General features: G+C 68.3%; 16 protein-coding genes and 1 tRNA gene. 14 read left to right on the top strand and 3 right to left on the bottom strand.

Going from position 1 to position 17,933, the window contains the following annotated elements:
• Positions 1-28: 28 nt before the first annotated feature.
• From DZG09_RS16145 to DZG09_RS16080, 14 genes are all read left to right on the top strand, one after another.
• Positions 29-541, top strand: coding sequence for a methylated-DNA--[protein]-cysteine S-methyltransferase (locus tag DZG09_RS16145; protein WP_119698775.1), 513 nt, complete (start codon positions 29-31; stop codon positions 539-541).
• Between the two features lie 37 nt (positions 542-578).
• Positions 579-1,178 (top strand): DNA-3-methyladenine glycosylase I, encoded by a 600-nt coding sequence (locus DZG09_RS16140; RefSeq protein WP_119698774.1) that lies wholly within the window; start codon positions 579-581, stop codon positions 1,176-1,178.
• Between the two features lie 97 nt (positions 1,179-1,275).
• The gene (locus DZG09_RS16135; RefSeq protein ID WP_119698773.1) at positions 1,276-1,611 is read left to right on the top strand and encodes a histone-like nucleoid-structuring protein Lsr2; all 336 of its coding nucleotides are present in this window, start codon (positions 1,276-1,278) and stop codon (positions 1,609-1,611) included.
• 237 nt (positions 1,612-1,848) lie between these two features.
• Positions 1,849-2,862 carry an iron-siderophore ABC transporter substrate-binding protein gene (locus DZG09_RS16130; protein WP_205529210.1) on the top strand — a complete coding sequence of 338 codons (1,014 nt, stop codon included), beginning with the start codon at positions 1,849-1,851 and terminating at the stop codon, positions 2,860-2,862.
• 157 nt (positions 2,863-3,019) lie between these two features.
• The gene (locus DZG09_RS16125) at positions 3,020-4,009 is read left to right on the top strand and encodes an ABC transporter substrate-binding protein (protein WP_162893368.1); all 990 of its coding nucleotides are present in this window, start codon (positions 3,020-3,022) and stop codon (positions 4,007-4,009) included.
• A gap of 63 nt (positions 4,010-4,072) precedes the next feature.
• The gene (locus DZG09_RS16120; protein ID WP_119698770.1) at positions 4,073-5,926 is read left to right on the top strand and encodes a siderophore-interacting protein; all 1,854 of its coding nucleotides are present in this window, start codon (positions 4,073-4,075) and stop codon (positions 5,924-5,926) included.
• Positions 5,927-5,935: 9 nt separating this feature from the next.
• On the top strand, positions 5,936-6,997 hold the full coding sequence (locus tag DZG09_RS16115; RefSeq protein ID WP_119698769.1) for a FecCD family ABC transporter permease: 1,062 nt from the start codon (positions 5,936-5,938) through the stop codon (positions 6,995-6,997).
• Entirely contained in the window at positions 6,994-8,073 is a 1,080-nt protein-coding gene (locus DZG09_RS16110; RefSeq protein WP_119698768.1) for a FecCD family ABC transporter permease, read from the top strand. Before DZG09_RS16115 ends, DZG09_RS16110 begins: the two co-directional genes overlap by 4 nt.
• On the top strand, positions 8,070-8,909 hold the full coding sequence (locus DZG09_RS16105) for an ABC transporter ATP-binding protein (RefSeq protein ID WP_119698767.1): 840 nt from the start codon (positions 8,070-8,072) through the stop codon (positions 8,907-8,909). Before DZG09_RS16110 ends, DZG09_RS16105 begins: the two co-directional genes overlap by 4 nt.
• Before the next feature lie 57 nt (positions 8,910-8,966).
• Positions 8,967-10,010, top strand: coding sequence for an ABC transporter substrate-binding protein (locus tag DZG09_RS16100; RefSeq protein ID WP_029153890.1), 1,044 nt, complete (start codon positions 8,967-8,969; stop codon positions 10,008-10,010).
• A gap of 8 nt (positions 10,011-10,018) precedes the next feature.
• Entirely contained in the window at positions 10,019-11,026 is a 1,008-nt protein-coding gene (locus DZG09_RS16095) for an ABC transporter substrate-binding protein (protein ID WP_162893367.1), read from the top strand.
• The gene (locus DZG09_RS16090; RefSeq protein ID WP_119698765.1) at positions 11,013-12,758 is read left to right on the top strand and encodes an ABC transporter ATP-binding protein; all 1,746 of its coding nucleotides are present in this window, start codon (positions 11,013-11,015) and stop codon (positions 12,756-12,758) included. The genes DZG09_RS16095 and DZG09_RS16090 overlap by 14 nt, the downstream gene beginning before the upstream one ends.
• A complete protein-coding gene (locus DZG09_RS16085) occupies positions 12,755-14,512 on the top strand; it encodes an ABC transporter ATP-binding protein (protein WP_240424114.1) in 1,758 nt (585 codons plus the stop codon). Before DZG09_RS16090 ends, DZG09_RS16085 begins: the two co-directional genes overlap by 4 nt.
• 222 nt (positions 14,513-14,734) lie before the next feature.
• Entirely contained in the window at positions 14,735-15,778 is a 1,044-nt protein-coding gene (locus DZG09_RS16080) for an iron-siderophore ABC transporter substrate-binding protein (protein WP_205529209.1), read from the top strand.
• Positions 15,779-15,960: 182 nt separating this feature from the next.
• Here the strand turns inward: DZG09_RS16080 and DZG09_RS16075 are convergent.
• From DZG09_RS16075 to DZG09_RS16065, 3 genes are all read right to left on the bottom strand, one after another.
• Positions 15,961-16,033, bottom strand: a tRNA-Arg gene (locus tag DZG09_RS16075).
• Positions 16,034-16,071: 38 nt separating this feature from the next.
• Positions 16,072-16,569, bottom strand: a complete 498-nt coding sequence (locus DZG09_RS16070) for an HNH endonuclease (protein ID WP_119698763.1) — start codon at positions 16,567-16,569, stop codon at positions 16,072-16,074.
• Positions 16,570-16,927: 358 nt separating this feature from the next.
• Positions 16,928-17,800 (bottom strand): M23 family metallopeptidase, encoded by an 873-nt coding sequence (locus DZG09_RS16065; RefSeq protein ID WP_240424113.1) that lies wholly within the window; start codon positions 17,798-17,800, stop codon positions 16,928-16,930.
• Between the last annotated feature and the right edge of the window lie 133 nt (positions 17,801-17,933).

The raw sequence follows: 17,933 nt of genomic DNA, 5'->3' as shown, positions 1-17,933 counted from the left end.
TGTCGGAAGCAGCAGTCATGATGGATCCATGCCTCCCCTGTCGTCCTACCGCTCGTGCGTCGTCGAGACGCCGATCGGCTCCGCTGTGCTCGCGTTCTCCGATGTCGGCCTCGTCGCGCTCGCCATCGGGGCGCCCGAAACGGCCGTCGAACGTCTCGCTCACGATCATGGAGTCATCTGCGAGGTCGACCCGTCGTGCACCGATGAGGCGTCCAGGCAGTTCGACGAGTACTTCGCCGGACAGCGGCGTGTGTTCGACTTCGACCTCGACTGGCGGCTGACGCATGGTTTCGCCCGCGACGCTCTGCGCGCCGTGTGCGACATCCCCTACGGCGAAACCGCGTCCTACGGGGAGATCGCTGCCCTTGCCGGGCGCCCTCGTGCTGCACGCGCCGTCGGAACGGCGTGCCGCACGACGCCGTTCTCCCTCGTCGTGCCGGTGCACCGGGTCGTCCGCGCGGACGGTTCGCTCGGAGAGTACGGCGGCAATGAGGATGCGAAGCGCTATCTGGTCGAGCTGGAACTCGAGAACGCGCCGTGAATGCCGCGCTGAACGCCCGAGAAGGAAGGAACGGCGAATGACCGATCTCGTCACAGGAGAAGACGGGCTGGCCCGCCCGCTCTGGGCATCGAAAGATGAGCTGCTCCGCGAATACTACGACACGGAATGGGGAGTTCCCGTGCGAGATGAGCGCGGAGTGTTCGAGCGCCTCAGCCTCGAGGCATTCCAATCCGGCTTGTCATGGGCGACCATTCTGCGCAAGCGACCGGCATTTCGAACGGCGTTCTCGGGATTCGATCCGGACGCCGTGTCCGAGTTCGATGAATCTGATGTCGCACGGCTCCTCGCAGACAGCGGGATCATTCGGAACAGGGCGAAGATCCTGGCCACGATCGACAATGCCTCGGCGACCGTCGCGCTGCGCGCGGACGGCGGCCTGGCCGAGCTGGTGTGGAGCCATCAGCCCGACCAGACGCCCACCCCGGCAACAGCCGCAGAAGTGCCGTCGTCATCGCCGGAGTCGATTGCTCTCGCAAGAGATCTGCGCGGGCGCGGGTTCCGCTTTGTGGGGCCGACGACGATGTTCGCGCTGATGGAGGCGATCGGAATCGTCGACACCCATTTGATGGGAAGCCATCGTCGCGGATCGAGTGGCGTATGGGAGAGCCCGGAGTAAACCGCCGGCGTCGACGCCTTGCGAGACGCGTTTATCAAAGTACTGAGAACGCGGATATTGAATGGCACAGTGCATGCGGAAATGCTATTGTTCCCGCATGGCTCGAAAAATTGTGCATCAGCTTGTTGACGACCTCGACGGCACCGTTCTCGAACCCGGAGAGGGCGAAAGCGTGATCTTCGCCGTCGACGGAAGAAGCTACGAGATCGATCTGACCGAGAAGCACGCGAACGACCTTCGCGACGCACTCGCACCGTACATTTCGGCCGGCCGTCGCGCGACCGGTGCCGCGCCGAAGGGGCCTCGCCGACGCGGCGCCAACTCACGCGACCTGGGCGCCGTTCGCGCCTGGGCGAAGGAGAACGGCTACACCGTCTCCGACCGCGGCCGCGTTCCGGCGACGATCCTCGAGGCGTACGACGCCGCGAACTGACCGACGCAGAAGCGCGGGCCCGGCCAGAACTCACGTTCTGGCCGGGCCCGCGCTTCTTTGCGTCCACATCCGGAAGACGTGCATCAGACGCTGCAGTTTGAGCTGACAGCCAAGTAAGGGTAGCCTCACCATAGGCAGAGGGGCACGCTGAGAGTCACATCAGGTGCGGAACCGCCATGCCGTCGAATCGCCACGCGAGATCGAATCGCTGAAGTCCGCCGCTCTGAAAGAGGATGAATGTTCCGAATGCACCGTCGGGCGACATCGGCCATCGTGCTCTCATCGGTCGCGTGCGCACTGCTGGTGGCGTGCGCCACCCAGCAAGGGGACGGCGGCTCGTCCTCCGTTCCTTCCTACGAAGGAGGCGGAGAGGACGACGTCTTCCCTGTCACCCTGGAGCACGCTTTCGGGGAGGTGACGATCGAGGAGTCGCCGGAACGGGTCGTCGCTCTGGGCGCCACAGATGCTGACGTGATCCTCGCTCTCGGTGTGGTCCCGGTAGCCAACAGCGGCTACACGTTCTACGAGGACGGTCTGGGTCCATGGGCGCGCGATCTGGTGGGCGACGAGGAACGTGTCCGGATCGAATCGGAAGCAGGACCGAGCTTCGAGCAGCTCGCCGCTCTGGAGCCGGATCTCATCGTCGCCGTCTCTGCCGGGCTCGGGGACGACGACTACGAACGGCTGGCCCAGATCGCGCCCACTCTGGCACGTCCCGCAGGGACCGCTGACTACCAGGTCTCGAGGGCTGAGGCCACCGACTTCATCGCCGCCGCCATGGGACGCCCTGAACAGGGCCGCCAGCTCAGCGAAGAAGTCGATGCGCTCCTCGCGCGGACCATCGAGGAGCACCCCGAGTTCACCGGCAGAACGGGCACAGTCGTACTGCCGTCCGATGACGGGTACTACGCGTTCCTGCCTGGCGATGCGCGTGGGCAGTTCCTGGAGTCGCTCGGCTTCGAGCTGCCGGAGGCTGTGGCCGAGCTCGACGACGGAGAGTCCTTCTTCGTCGATATCTCCGCCGAGCAGGTGGACCGACTCGACGGCGACCTGCTGATCTCGCTGAGCGACGATCCCGAGCACGACATCACCGAGGATGGCGAGCTGATCACGCGCCTCGACGTGGCGCGCAACAACGCGATCATCAACGCGACCATGGATCAGCGCGGCGCGATCAGCTACAACACGGTGCTGTCCATCCCGTACGCCATCGAGGAGCTCGTCCCGCAGATGGCTGCGGCGCTGGAGTGATCGTTGGAGACGCACTGCGAAAGACACGGCCGCCGCTGCGGAGAGGCAGACAGAGCTCGATGCCGCGCCATCTGCTCGCTCGCGTCGGGCGGAGACGAGAGTCGGGGGCGATGAAGATCTGATGAATGTGGGACCGATCATGCTTAGGAGGATCTCTGTGTCTGTTTCTGGTGTTCGGTGGAGACGCTCCGCTGCCGCTGCAGGTGCCGTCGTCGGTGCGCTTGCCTTATCCGCCTGCGGCGAGAGCGGGGCAGATGCCTCACCCGAGGGCGGCGGCCAGGAGGGGACGCGCACGGTCGAGCATGCGCTGGGCACTGCTGAGATTCCCGCAGATCCGCAGCGGGTGGTGCTGATGAACTCGGCCGGGCTGGGCATGATGCTCTCTCTGGGGATCACACCCGTGGGTGCTGCCCTGTGGGGCGGGATCAGTGAGGTCCCGGACTACGTGAGCACGCATCTTCCCGATGACTTCACCGTCGCCGGTACTTCCACGGAACCGAATCTCGAGGCGATCGCGGCACTCGAACCAGATCTGATCGTCGGTGTCGACAATATCGTCAGCGAGAATCTGGGCGTCCTTGAGGACATCGCGCCCACGGTCGCCTACCACCGGGTGGACGATCAGGGTCGGGGGCTCGGGTGGACCGAGCACATCACCGAGCTCGGCGAACTCCTCGATCTCCAAGACGAAGCGGAGCAGAGCGTCGCAGCGTTCGAAGACCGCGTGGCCGGCATCGATGCGCGGCTTCCCGAAAGCGGGCAGACTGTCGCGATGCTGCGAGCACGTCCCGATGAGCTGCGCTTCTACGACACGTCCAGCACGCTGAGCTCGTCGGTGATCCAGCGCCTGCAACAAGCACCTCTGATCGACCCGACGTTCGGCGAGGGTGCCGAAGACGACGAGGTTCCGTGGTCGGTCATCTCCGCAGAGAGCCTGACTGAGATATCCAGTGACTGGATATACATCGTCCCGGACAGCGAGGCCGATCTGGAGGCGTTGCGTTCCCAACCTCTGTGGGAGCAGGTCCCAGCCGTCCAGGAGGGCCAGGTCTGTGTGGCCGAGGAGTTCGCGGCATGGTTCCAGGGCGGTCCGCTGGCTGCCGAGATCGTCGCCGACGAAGTCGAGGCCTGCCTGACCGCGGGCTGATCCGGCCCAGGTCAGCACAGACGCCCTGCCGGGCGCCGTACCAGTACGTGAAAGGAAACTCCTATGGCTCGCACGCTCCTGAGAGACAGCGATGTCTATCCGGTCGCGCTCCGTGAACTGAGCGTCCTGCGGGTCAGTGACGTGAACTCCCGGATGCGCCGGGTGACGCTGACCGGAGAGCAGCTGCGTCCCTTCGATGCAGGCGAGGTTCAGATGCCGGAGTTCCGCAGCACCGGCTTCGACGACCACATCAAGCTGTACTTTCCCTATCCCGGGTCCAGTGAGGTGCTGCTGCCGGTGCAGAAGGCAGCACGGCTCGAGTTCGGCTCCGGCCAGCGGCCGCTGATGAAGAGCTACACTGTGCGGCGCTGGGATCGGGAGGCTGCGGAGCTGGACGTCGATTTCGTCCGCCATGGCACCGGAGTGGCCACCACCTGGGCGTACCGGTGCGCCGTCGGAGACCGGATCCACATCGCTGGTCCGGGGCGCAGCCTCGGGCTTCCGCACAGCACGGACTGGCTCCTCATCATCGGCGACGAGACCGCTTTGCCTGCGATCGGCCGCTGCCTGGAGGAGCTGCCCGAGGGATACCGGGTCAGGGCGCTCATCGAAGTGCCGGACCACCTCCACGAGCAGGAGCTGCCTACTGCCGCAGACGCTGCGATCACCTGGATCCATCGGCACGAGGCCGAACCAGGGCAGCTGCTGCACGAGGCCGTGACCGGGCTCGATTGGTGGCCGGGAGCCGCCTTCGCCTGGGTGGCCGCCGAGACGCAGGCGGTCCGCCGGATCCGCTGGCATCTCCTGGAGGATCGCGGTGTGCCGAAAGAGGCGCTCCAGCACGTCGGGTACTGGCGGCGGCGCGAGGTGCGCACGCGTCGGGACGATCCCTCGCTCCCCGACATCGACGCAGCGGAGAAGCTCCCGGGCATCCGGTTCCAGGCCATGGCGAACCTGGCCACGCCGTTCGCGATCCGGGTCGCCGCCACGCTGGGCATCGGAGAGCTGATCGCCCGCGGCGTGGACGATCTGGACGGGCTGGCCCACCGCACCGGCTCGACCCCCGCCGCGCTCGAAAGGCTGCTGCGGTACCTGACCACGGTCGAGCTGCTCTCCTGCACATCCCGAGGGCGCTACCGTCTCACCGAGCTCGGAGAGTTCCTCGCCAACGAGATGGTGACGGACCGGCTCGATCTGAACGGGGCCGAGGCCCGTCAGGATCTGGCGTTCGCCGATCTGCTGGAAGCCGCACGCGGCGAGGGCAGCAGCCACCGAGCCGACGCGCTCCGGGGGGCACGGCTGCGTGAGGACCCGAGCTTCCAGCGCACGCTCCTCGACCAGGCGGGCAGGCAGGCGCAGCTGTTCGCCCCGGCTCTCGCGGCGAGTGCCGCGATCTCCGGGGTCGCCCATATGCTGGTGCATGCCGACGCGGGGAACGTGATCGCCCAGGAGGTGCTCCGCCGCCACGAAGAGATGCGGCTCACCCTGGTCGCCCACCCGGCGCAGACCGAGCCGCTGCGTGCCGAGCTGGACGAGTCGCTGGGCGACGCGGTCCGCCGCAACCGGGTGCAGGTGGTCGAGCAGCCGAACGGAGCTGTCGAGACCGAGCCCGATGCGGTGCTGTTCGTGCAGCAGCTCAGCAGACTGACCGATGCCGAGGCTGTGCACACGCTGCACCGAGCCGGACAGGGTCTTCGTGGCGACGGTCAGGTGCTGCTCCTCGAAGCACCGATCGACGCCGCCGCGCCGGAGGAGGAGAGCGCCGCGGCCGATCTGCGCGACCTCGCGCTCTACGGTGCAGGGCAGCGCACCGACGACGAGTATCGGGCGCTCGCCGCTGCCGCCGGACTGCAGGTGGCGGACACCGACCTCGTCGGGCAGGCGAACACCGTCTACATCCTTCAGCCACGGAGGTGAGGCGGGCCCATGACCTCATCCATCACAGCCTCCCGTTCCTCGGACGCATCGCCGTCCCAGGGAGTGGCTCGCACAAACCGGATGCGGCTGATCGGTCTGATCACCCTCCTCCTGGTGCTGCTCGCCGTAGCACTGCTGTCCGTCGCGGTCGGTTCCAAGCAGATCCCCCTGCCGGCGATTCTCGACGCGATCTTCAGCTACTCGGAGGCGGTCGAAGAACACGTCATCGTCGTGCAGATGCGCGCGCCCCGCACGGTGGTGGGACTCGCCGTCGGTGCCGCGCTCGGCGTAGCAGGTGCGCTCATCCAGGCGCTGACCCGTAATCCGCTCGCCGATCCGGGGATCCTCGGGGTCAACGCCGGGGCGGCCTTCTTCGTGGCGATCGGCGTCGCCGTGTTCGGTGCGGGGACGATCCTCGGATACGTCTGGTTCGCCTTCGCGGGAGCGCTGGCGGTCACGGTCGCCGTCTATCTCATCGGCTCGGCGGGCCGCGGGCCGGCCGATCCTGTGCGCCTCACTCTGGCGGGCGTCGCGCTCGGGGCCGTGCTCTCCGGGATCACCACGGCGATGACGCTGATGGACCCGACCGCCTTCGATCAGATGCGGCATTGGAATGCCGGAGCGATCGCAGGGCGCGGCTACGACATCCTGCTCCCTGTGCTGCCGTTCCTCTGCGCCGGGGTGCTGATCGCGCTGCTGGTCGCGCGCCCGCTGAACTCCATCGCACTCGGGGAGGACCTCGCCGCTTCACTGGGCACCAACATCCTCTGGACGCGGATCGCCGTCGTCGTCTCGGTCACTCTGCTGGCGGGCGGCGCGACGGCGATCGCCGGGCCGATCGCCTTCATCGGGTTGATGATCCCGCACATCGCCCGCTGGATCACGGGCCCTTCGCAGCCATGGATCTTCGGCTACACGCTCGTGCTCGCTCCCGCGCTGCTGCTGATCTCGGATGTGCTCGGGCGCGTGGTGCTGCGGCCCGGCGAGGTGCCGGTGGGGATCGTGACCGCGTTCGTCGGCGCCCCGGTGCTGATCGTCCTGATCCGCCGCCGGAAGGCGAGCGGTCTATGAGTACGCAGCTCAGCGGCTCGCGGCACGCGCCAGGTCGCGTCGACTTCGGGCATGCCGTGGTCCGGGTCAGGGCGGGGCGGCTGCGCGGCCGCTTCGCCGTGCGCAGTGCGGTGACGGCGGCGGTGCTGGCGGGGATCTCGGTCGTGCTCGCCCTGGTGGCGCTCACCCTCGGCGACTATCCGGTCCCGCTCACCGACGTGGTGCTCGCGCTGACCGGGCAGGAGGCCGGTACGGCGAACCTCATCGTGGTCGAGTGGCGAGCGCCCAGAGCCTTGGCCGCGCTCGTGTTCGGTGCAGCGCTGGGCGTCTCCGGTGCCATCTTCCAGAGCCTCACCCGCAACCCGCTCGCGAGCCCGGACATCATCGGCTTCTCCACCGGCTCCTTCACCGGCGCATTGGTGGTGATCATCGTGATCGGCGGCTCCTATCTGCAGGTCGCCGCCGGTGCGCTCGTCGGGGGAATCCTGACCGCCGCACTCGTCTACATGCTCGCCTACCGGCGGGGGGTCCAAGGCTTCCGGTTCATCATCGTCGGCATCGGCATCTCAGCGATGCTGGCGAGCCTGAACACCTGGATGATGCTGCGCGCCGACCTGGAGGTCGCGATGAGCGCCGCCGTTTGGAACGCGGGCAGCCTCAACGGCATCACCTGGGCGCAGGCGGGTGCTGGATCGGTAGCGATCGCGGCGCTCATGCTGGTCGCCGCAGCTCAGTCATCCGGACTGCGCCAGATCGAGCTCGGCGATGATGCGGCGAAGGCGCTGGGCGTGAGGATCGAACCGCTCCGTCTCGGCCTGATCGTCACCGGCGTGGCACTCACCGCGGCCGTGACCGCCGCGGCCGGGCCGATCTCGTTCATCGCGCTGGCTGCACCGCAGATCGCCCGTCGGCTGGCTCGCACACCCGGGGTGACCCTGATTCCGGCGGCCACGATGGGAGCACTTCTCCTGCTGGTCGCGGACATCCTCGCCCAGCATGCCCTTCCCGCATCCCTGCCGGTCGGTGTGGTGACCGTCGTCATCGGCGGCAGCTACCTCGTCTGGCTCCTCATCCACGAAGCAAGGCGGCGCACATGACCACCACAGACACCCGTGCCGGCGTCGTCACCGACGCCTCCGGCCAGCGATCGGCACGTCTCTACACCGACCGGGCCACGCTCGGCTACGACAGTCGGATCATCTCCGAGACGCTCTCCGTCACCGTGCCCGACGAGTCCTTCACCGTGATCGTCGGAGCGAACGCCTGCGGCAAGTCGACGCTGCTGCGGGGGCTGTCCCGGCTGCTGAAGCCGGCATCGGGAGACGTCGTGCTCGACGGTCGGACGATTGCGGGCTACCGGGCGAAAGAGGTGGCCCGCCGGCTCGGGCTGCTCCCGCAGTCCTCCCTGGCCCCCGACGGCATCACCGTCGCCGATCTGGTGGCGCGCGGCCGTTACCCGCACCAGGGCCTGCTGCGGCAGTGGAGCGAGGACGACGAGCACGCGGTGGCACAGGCCATGGAGGCCACCGGGGTGAGCCCGCTGTCCGGGCGTCTGGTCGACGAGCTCTCCGGTGGGCAGCGCCAGCGCGTCTGGGTGGCCATGGTGCTGGCGCAGCAGACGAACATCCTGCTCCTGGACGAGCCGACCACCTTCCTGGACATCGCCTACCAGATCGATCTCCTCGAGCTCTTCACCGACCTCCACAGAGAAGGCAGAACGCTCGTCGCGGTGCTCCACGATCTCAACCACGCCGCCCGCTACGCCAGTCACCTGATCGCCATGAAGGATGGTGCGGTCGTCGCAGAAGGGCCCCCGTCCGAGATCGTCACGGCAGACCTGGTCGAGGAGGTCTTCGGCCTGCGCTGCGTCGTGGTACCCGACCCGGTGGTCGGCAAGCCCACCGTGGTTCCGCTGGGCAGGGACCGCGCCTGACCGCCGGCGGCGCACACCGCGCCCCCGGTCGAGCAGTCATCGAGAGAGGAACAACAAATGACCGCAATCCTGTCGCGGCCGCGCTCGGGCAGTGCCCTGCGCTCTGTCCGCCGTGCACGCACCCTGCGCTCCCGCCGCTCGTCGAACCGGGCCGACATCACCCGCCGACACCTGTTCGGGCTGGGCGCAGTGACGATGGCGGGAGTGCTCGTCGGATGCAGCCCCGACAGCGGAACGGGGGCAGGGGCCGGAGACGATCTGATCGACTACGACTATCTGGAGTTCTCCGGGAGGATCCCTGCCGATCCGCAACGGGTTCTCGTGGTCGAGGGCCGCGCCGACCTGGAGTTCGCCCTGACCTGCGGGTATCCCGTCATCGCCTCCGGCTTCTTCTTCGGCCGCGACGGAGCCCTCTTCGACGAGTTCGGCGATCTGATGCCCGCTGATCTGGAGACCTTCGACTTCGCCGAGACGAACGAACCCGACTACGAGAGGATCGCCGCTCTCGAACCGGATCTGATCGTGATGCGACAGGCTGCATGGGTCGGCGACTTCTACGGGAACTCACGGCTGTCGGAGATCGCGCCCGTCCTGGCGGTGGCGTCCGGAAGCACCGGATGGCGACAGACGATGCGGGACCAGGCGTCCAGGCTCAGGCGTGATCAGGTCGTCGATGAGGAGATCGAGCGGTACAACGACCTCGTCGCCGAGATCCGCGCCCGATCCGGCACCCAGCTCGACGCGACGACGCTGATCTTCGGCACGGCCCTCGACGACGGGGGCCTGTGGGTCATCACAGAGTCACAGGCCAATGAGGTCGCTGCCGATCTGGGAATCGCCGTTCCGCAGTATGAGCCGGGAGCCCACGAGAACGGCTACTACGAGCTGTCGCCGGAGAACCTCGACCGGGTCTCCGAAGCCAACACGCTGGCGATCTATGCCTTCGATGAGCGCCCGGCACTCGGCCAGACCCCGACGTTCCGGCGGCTGCCTGCGGCCCAGAGCGGGAACGTCCACAGCCTCGACCTCACGCTGAACAACGGGCTCGCCCGTGCTGCGTGCGCGCTGGCGCGCCGGCTCGAGGAGATGGTCGCGGCATGAGGGCGAACATGTCCGCGGCACGCGGAGCCAGGAACACGGCACAGATCCGGATGCTGGGCGCCGTCGCCGCCGGGGCGGTCCTCGCTCTGGTGGCCGGCTGCGCCGCCGGTGCGGCGCCGGCGGACGATGCCGGGCCTGCGGACACGCGGGTGATCGAGACGCACTACGGCGAGGTGACGGTTCCGTCCGATCCTCAGCGCATCGCCGCAGTCTCGTACAACACCGTGTGGCAGCTGCAATCGCTCGATGTCACGCCGGTGGCTGCCCAGGACTACAGCCGGTGGGCGCAGGAGTACACCGATGAGCAGAATGCGTTCATCGACGGTTTGGAGACGGTCGGATCGTTCGGAGAGCTGAACTATGAGGCCATCGCCGCTGCCGAGCCGGACCTGATCGTGGGCGATGCCTACGAGATCGAGGAGGAGGTCTACGAGCAGCTGTCTGCTATCGCGCCGACGGCCATCTACTTCGGTGACAGTCGCGGGGACTGGCAGACGGTCGTCGACGGCCTCGCGGATGCGACCGGTGCGCAGGACGCACTGGCCAATACGCGCGACGCATATGAGACCACGATCGCCGATCTGCAGCAGTCCTATGCCGAGGTGATATTCGACCGCCAGTGGGCCGCGATCACCGCCGGTGACGGCGATGCCGAGTTCGCCGTTCTGTTCCAGACCGGTGAGATCGGAGCGACGCTGAGGGACCTCGGTATCGCGATCGCTCCGGAGGTTCCGGAGCCGGGCGAGGAACGTGCCGCCTTCGGCTACGGGAACTACTCACTCGAATACGTGGACGAGTATCTCGGCGGGGCCGACTTCATCCTGACCCCGGCCAACGCGGACGGAAGCACGTGGCCGCCGCTGGAGGAGGTCTTCGGCAACAGCCTGTTCCAAGCGCTGCCAGCAGCCCAGGCAGGAGACGTCTACGAGGTCCACGCCAATATCCGAAGCTATTCGGATGCCGCAGAGTATCTCGACCGGCTCGAGGACGAGGTGCTTGTGCATGTCGATCCATAGGCGACGCGGCGACGATCCCGCCGGTCTGGGCAGAGGACGGCTGACACGTTGGCTGCCGGTGCTCGGCCGGCCGCCGCGACAGGCGCCCGTCGCCGCACCGCTGACGTCGGGCGAGGGGACGACGGCACGGCGGTTCACGCTCAGGACGATCTTCGCGGCTCGGCAGCTGACGCTCCCCGCCGCCTTCCTGTCCACCGTCCACCAGGTCGGCGAGGCGCTGGTCCCCGTGGTGATGGGGCTGGCGATCGACCGGGGACTGGCGAGTGGAGACATGAGGCAGACCGGGTTCTGGCTGCTCGTGCTCGGCCTGGACTTCCTGATGCTGTCACTGGGGTTCCGCTTCGCCGCCCTGCTCTCCACCCGGGCCGTGCAGCTGACGCAGCACCGGCTGCGCTCGATGCTGTCGGCAGCTGCACTGCATCCGCGGCATCGGACGATCGGACAGGCCGACGGAGCCGTCCTGTCGACGGCGACCAACGACGTCTCGGGGCTGTCCCTGGCCGTGACGATCGGAGTGTTCCCCATCGGCAGCCTGGTGGGGATCGGTTTCATCGCCGTGACGCTGTTCGTGATCTACTGGCCGCTCGGCGTGGCCGTCGCGATCGGCGCGCCCGTGGCCGTGGCGGCGATGGGAGCGATGAGCGGTCCGTTCGCCCGCAGCAGGCACCGCTCGCAGACGCTGCTCGCGGCGGCGGTGGGGCAGGCCACCGATCTGGTGGCCGGCTACCGGGTGATCAAGGGCGTCGGTGCCGAACACGAGGCGACCAGGCGGTATCGGAGCTCCAGCCGTGCGGCTCTCTCCGGCGCGCACCGCAGCGTCGGCGCGCTGGGCAGATATCTCGCCGGGAGCAACGCGGTCAGCGGTGCCTTCGTCGCCGCCGTCGCGGGCCTGGCCGGGTGGTTCGCCGTCGACGGGCGGATCAGCGTCGGCGAGCTGATCGCCGTCGTCGGCCTCGCCCAGGTGCTGCTGCCGCCGCTGAACATGCTGACCTCGGACACGGTCACCTGGTGGGCCACCGCCGTCGCCTCTGGCGGACGGATCCTCGACCTCCTGGCGGATTCGGTCCGCCCCGCGCCTCCGAACGAGCTGGGCGCCGACGCGGCCGCCCCGTCCGCGCTGCCGCCGGTCGAGCTCCGCCTCGACGACGATGAGCAGATCCGGGTGGAGCCGGGTGAACTCGTGGGCGTCCACGCTGACGATCGAGTGGCGGCGCGCATCGTCGCGGCCCTGCTCGACCCGGAGGCCCGGGAGACGCGCGTGCTCATCGACGGCATCGCCGCAGGGCAGCTCGACCGGGCCGTCTACCGATCGCGGGTGACGGTGGCACCGCACGAGGCCGTGCTGTTCAGCGGCACGATCGCGGAGAACCTCGACGTGCCCGGCGCCCCGCCGGGACTCAGACGGGCCGCGTTGACGGCCGCGGCGTGCGACGACTTCTCCACAGCCGCACACGGCGGCCGGGAACGCCAGGTCGGCCAGAACGGCGGCCGTCTCTCCGGCGGGCAGCGCCAGCGTGTGGCCCTGGCGCGAGCGCTCGCCGTCGACGCGCCGGTACTGGTGCTGCACGACCCAACGACATCGGTGGACGCGGTGACCGAGACGGCCATCGCCGACCGCCTGCGCGAGATCCGGAACGGACGGTCGACGCTCCTCATCGCGTCGTCCCCGGCCCTGCTCAGCAGATGCGATCGCGTCGTCGACCTGCGCCGCGCGACGGCGGGTGTGCCGTGAGCGCGTCGATCCTGCCGATCGCCGGGGCTCGGGAGATCTGGACAGAGCTGCGGCGGGCGAGCCATGGGCACCGGCTCGTGCTCGCCGCTGCCATCGGCCTCGGCCTGCTCTCGGCCGCACTGGGGCTGCTCTTCCCCGCGATGCTCGGCGCCCTCGTCGACCTCATCGAGGCAGGTGCCGCAGGTCTCGGCACAGTCGCCATGATCACCGTCGCGGCGGTCGGCGCCGCCATCGCCGGCGCCGTGGGAACCGCGCTGACGATCGTGCTGGCCGCCCGTGCCTACCAGGCCATCCTGGCCGACCTGCGCGAACGGCTCGTCGCCCGGGCGATGACGCTGCCGCAGGGCGTCGTGGAGCGGGCCGGCACCGGCGACCTCCTCGCCCGCGCCAGCGACGACGTCGCCCAGGTGGCCGACGCCGCACCTCGGGTGGTCCCGGCGCTGACGAGCGCGGGGTTCACGATCATCGTCACCCTCGGCGGGATGACCGCCCTCGACTGGCGCTACGGAGCGGCGCTTGCTGTCACGCTGCCCGTCTACGTCCTTACCCTGCGCTGGTATCTCTCCACCGCACCGCCCGTCTACCAGGCCGAGCGCGCCGCGATGGGCGAGCGTGCCCAGCACATTCTGGAATCGCTGCGCGGGCGCGACACCGTGCTCGGTTTCGGGCTGAGCGAACGCCGTCACGACACGGTGCTCGGGGCCTCCTGGGCCGTCGTCGGTCACAGCCTGCGGGCCCGCACGGTGCAGAACATGTTCTTCGGGCGCCTCAACCTCGCCGAGTACCTCGGCATGGCGGGCATCCTCGCCGCCGGCTACCTGCTGATCAGCGCCGGACACTCGACCATCGGCGCGGCCACCACCGCCATGCTGTTCTTCCTGCGGCTGTTCGGTCCCATCAACCAGCTGCTGATGGTCGTCGACGTGCTTCAGTCGGCGCTCGCGTCACTGGGTCGTATCGTCGGGGTGATCACCATGACCGGCCCCGGACACGGTGATCACCCCGACGAGCGGACCGAGCAGACCGAGCAGACTCCGGCGGTGACGGAGGCGAAGGTCCGGCTGCGCGAGGTGACCTTCGCCTACGCCGACGAGCGGGTGCTCCACGGCGTCGACCTCTCGATCGGGACAAGGGAGCGAGTAGCGGTCGTCGGCGCATCCGGCGCGGGGAAGACGACTCTCGCCAGGGTGCTGGCGGGCATCCACGCTCCGACGAGCGGATCCGTCTTGCGTTCCGGGAGCACCGCCATGATCACCCAGGAGTCTCACGTGTTCGCGGGCACGCTGCGGGAGAACCTCACTCTCGCGGCTCCGCAGGCCGGCGACGAAGACATCCGGGCAGCGTTGGAGGCCACCGGCGCAGCCGGCCTGCTCGATCTGCTGCCCGATGGCCTCGACAGCGCTCTGGGCGCTGCCGGAGACGAGCTGACCTCGGCACAGGCCCAGCAGCTCGCCCTGGCCCGGATCATTCTGACCGACCCGGAGATGGTCATCATGGACGAGGCGACCGCCGAGGCGGGGTCGGCCGACGCCGGCGTCCTCGACCGTGCCGCCGAACGAGTGCTGGAGGGGCGGACCGGGCTGGTGATCGCGCACCGGCTGTCCCAGGCCGCCGCCTGCGACAGGATCATCGTGATGGAGCAGGGCCGGATCGCCGAGGTCGGCACCCATGCCGACCTCCTCGCCGCGGACGGCGTCTACGCGCGACTGTGGCGAGCGTCGGAGCCCGGACAGCAGGCCGTCACGGGCAGGTGAGTTCGTGCCGACCGTGCAGCGCAAGGCACCGAACGCCCGTCTTGAGGAGACCTCCCGGTCGCCATCGGCCATGTGGTCGGAGAAGAGTAACTAAGGGTAGGCTTGGCTAAATACTGGGACAACGGTGGCACGCACCGGGTGTTCGACCACGAGATACGAGGAATCGGGAGCGACAGCGTGAGCAGATTCGGCATTCGAAGGGCACAGACGAGCTGGGGCCGCGTGGATCCCCGCCGAGCTCCGCACCTGAGTGCGGTCGGTCGTGCGCTCCTGGCCGCATCGGCGTCAGGGCTGCTCCTCGTCGCAGGGTGCGGCGTCGGCGACGGCGGAGGAGCAGCGGAGGAGCAGAGCAGCGGAGCATCTGCGGACACGTCCTTCCCTGTGACCGTCGAGCACACCTATGGCAGTACGACGATCTCCGAACAGCCGGAGCGGGTGGCCACGGTGGGGCTGATGGACCAGGACGCACTGCTCGCCCTCGGGATCGTGCCGGTCGCCACCACGGAATGGTTCAGCGCGCAGCCCGGCGCCATCAATCCATGGGCGACAGACGAACTCGAGGCGGCCGGCGGGGAGCTGCCGGAGGTGATCGACAGCTCGGAGGACCTCGATTTCGAGGGCATCCTCGAACAGGATCCGGACCTGATCCTCGCGCTGTACTCCGGCATATCCGAGGAGGACTATCAGAGGCTCTCCGATATCGCCCCCACCGTCGCCCAGCCGGAGGGGCTGGTGGACTACGGCATCGGATGGGAGGAGCTCACCCGCACCGTCGGCCAGGCCGTCGGCATGCCGGACGAGGCCGAAGATCTCGTCACCGATGTCGAGACTCAGTTCGAAGCGGTGCGCACCGAGCACCCGGAGTTCGCCGACGCGACGGCGGTGATGGCCATGCCGTACGAAGGCGTCTTCGTCTATGGCCCAGAAGACCCGCGCGGCCGGTTCCTGACCGAGCTGGGGTTCGAGCTGCCGGAGGGAATCGCGGACATCGCAGGCGACTCATTCGGGGCGAGCCTCAGCGAGGAGCAGGTCGACCTGCTCGATGTCGATGTGATCGTGTGGATCGACTCGGGCGAAGCGGATGAGGTCGGTGGCCCGCTGTACCAGTCGCTGCCCGTGCACACCGAGGGGCGGGAGATCTTCGCCGATTCCGATGACCCGGTGGGCGCCGCGACCTCGTTCGTGACGGTGCTGAGCCTGCCGTTCCTGCTCGACGAGCTCGTGCCCGTGCTGGCGGACCGCATCGGCGGCGAGGCATCCGGCTGACCACTCCTCACGAGACCAAGCGACGGGCCGGTCCGAACCGATTATCGGCGCTTCTCGATCATCTCGTCGAAGCGGATGGCCGTCTCGACCAGCGATGACCACCGGTCAGCCCAGATGACGGAGTGGGGGTTCGAAGCCGCGACACGATTCGACGCGTCGCGGCTTCGAACACCATACATCCGTGCCCCCGAATGGATTCGAACCATCGACACCCGCTTTAGGAGAGCGGTGCTCTATCCCCTGAGCTACGGAGGCCCGGCTCAAGCCTACCGTGTGAATGCGCAGGGCTCACATCAGGCGGCCAGGGCGAGGTAGGGCTCCCAGCGCGGATCGCCCCGCTCAGTGCCCCGCACCGTCCATGACCCTCCTCGCGGTGCCTGCGGACTGAACCTCAGATGCCAGCCCATCTCCTTCGGCGTGCGGTCGCTCTTGAGGTTGTTGCAGCGCAGGCAGCAGGCGACGAGGTTGGCCCAGGTGTCGCCTCCCCCGCGCGAGCGCGGCATCACGTGGTCTATGGTCGACGCCGACTTGCCGCAGTACGCGCATCGGCTTCCGTCGCGGCGCAGCACTCCGCGTCTGGTCACCGGAACTCTGCGGGCCTGCGGAACCCGCACGTATCGGGACAGGATGATCACGGCAGGGCGGTCGAAGACCGTGTTCGCCCCCCAGACCGGGTCGCCGTCGATCCGTTCGATGACGCTCGCCTTGTCGTTCATCACGAGAACCAGCGCCCGCTTGAACGACACGACGGCGAGCGGCTCATATCCGGCGTTGAGTACCAGAGTGCGCATGCGTTTTCCCTTCGATGGGTCCCGGACGGCTTCCGGGCTCTCGAACCATCGCCACCGCTTGTGACGGCAGGGAGTGCGGGCACGAAAAAGGGCACTGCCTCACAGACAGCGCCCTGTGCGCGCGGGTGCCCCGCGCATCGTGTGCACACGATGCCGTAAGACGTAACGACCGAGAGCATCCGTGGTGCGGATGCGAGGTATTCGGCTCACGGCATCTCCCTTTGCGTTCTTCGCGGCAACGGCTACAGCGTAACGCACGCGACACGCCCGGGCGGCAACACTCGGGTGAACTCACGGAGACGAACACAGAAAAACGGCGCCCGCCTCTCTGAGGAGACGGGCGCCGTTCTCGTGCCGTTCACAGCCCGAAATATGGAACCGGATCGACGACTGCGCCGTTGATGCGGTACTCGAAGTGCAGGTGAGCACCGTACGAACGGCCCGTGTTGCCCACGGCACCGATCGCCTGGCCTGCCGACACCTGCTGGCCTGCGGTGACCTGGCGACTGCCGTAGGTCATGTGAGCGTAGAGAGTCTCCGTGCCGTCGCCATGCTGGATCTTCACGGCGACGCCGTAGCCGAAATAGCCCTCGGACGAGATCGTGACAGTGCCGGACTTCGCCGCGTAGATGGGCGTGCCGCCGGGGGCGACCATGTCGGCACCCGCGTGGCCGCTGCCGACGGTGCGGCTGATGTAGTAGGAACCGGAGGGCAGCGGATTCACCGCGCCGCCGACCGGCTCGACCGAGGAATCGCCGATATCGGCCGGCGTGCTGGTGCCTGACGAAGCGGTAGCTGCAGCGGCCTCGGCCTCGGCAGCGGCCTCCTCTGCGCGCTTCGCGGCCTCTGCTGCCTTCTTCTCCTCGATCTCCTCCGGAGTGGTCGCGGCGTAGTTCGACACCTCGAGGTCGTCCGCCTTCACACCTTCGCCGACGGACAGCGTCTGTGCGTTCTGCTCGGCGAGCTCGTGCGCCGAGGGGTTGTCCGACTGCTCCGCGCTGCCGCTGGTCGCAGCGTAAGCCGGAATCGCCACGCCTGCGAGAAGCGCGAGCACCGCGCCCACCGTCGCGAGGGAGCGCACGGGTCGCACGGTCGACTTGGGCTTGGCGCCCGCGCGGAACTCACGCTCCGCACGGCGCATATCGCGTCGCGAGATCACGGAAGCACCGTTCGTGGGGGTCTCTGACTCAGCGGCGTCGGGTGCGCCTGCTGACGAATCGGTGTGGGTCAAAAGCTCTTCCTCCGTCGCCTCGCGCCCTGGGGCGCCGACTCGTCAACACTGGTTCGGGGTCAGTGCGGCCTGCGAGAAGGACGAGCCGGAGAGGCGCTTGCCCGCAGGTGTCAGCGGGTGCAACACTCACCGA

It is taken from the genome of Microbacterium halotolerans, assembly GCF_003569805.1.
GTDB classification, from domain to species: domain Bacteria; phylum Actinomycetota; class Actinomycetes; order Actinomycetales; family Microbacteriaceae; genus Microbacterium; species Microbacterium halotolerans.
This window is presented reverse-complemented; position numbering and strand designations above follow the sequence as displayed.

Coding starts and splice junctions, on each gene's coding strand:
- DZG09_RS16130 (WP_205529210.1), top strand. CDS start 1,849: ATGTTCCGAATGCACCGTCGGGCGACATCGGCCATCGTGCTCTCATCG.
- DZG09_RS16070 (WP_119698763.1), bottom strand. CDS start 16,569: ATGCGCACTCTGGTACTCAACGCCGGATATGAGCCGCTCGCCGTCGTG.
- DZG09_RS16110 (WP_119698768.1), top strand. CDS start 6,994: ATGAGTACGCAGCTCAGCGGCTCGCGGCACGCGCCAGGTCGCGTCGAC.
- DZG09_RS16145 (WP_119698775.1), top strand. CDS start 29: ATGCCTCCCCTGTCGTCCTACCGCTCGTGCGTCGTCGAGACGCCGATC.
- DZG09_RS16135 (WP_119698773.1), top strand. CDS start 1,276: ATGGCTCGAAAAATTGTGCATCAGCTTGTTGACGACCTCGACGGCACC.
- DZG09_RS16090 (WP_119698765.1), top strand. CDS start 11,013: ATGTCGATCCATAGGCGACGCGGCGACGATCCCGCCGGTCTGGGCAGA.
- DZG09_RS16105 (WP_119698767.1), top strand. CDS start 8,070: ATGACCACCACAGACACCCGTGCCGGCGTCGTCACCGACGCCTCCGGC.
- DZG09_RS16100 (WP_029153890.1), top strand. CDS start 8,967: ATGACCGCAATCCTGTCGCGGCCGCGCTCGGGCAGTGCCCTGCGCTCT.
- DZG09_RS16140 (WP_119698774.1), top strand. CDS start 579: ATGACCGATCTCGTCACAGGAGAAGACGGGCTGGCCCGCCCGCTCTGG.
- DZG09_RS16095 (WP_162893367.1), top strand. CDS start 10,019: ATGTCCGCGGCACGCGGAGCCAGGAACACGGCACAGATCCGGATGCTG.
- DZG09_RS16120 (WP_119698770.1), top strand. CDS start 4,073: ATGGCTCGCACGCTCCTGAGAGACAGCGATGTCTATCCGGTCGCGCTC.
- DZG09_RS16115 (WP_119698769.1), top strand. CDS start 5,936: ATGACCTCATCCATCACAGCCTCCCGTTCCTCGGACGCATCGCCGTCC.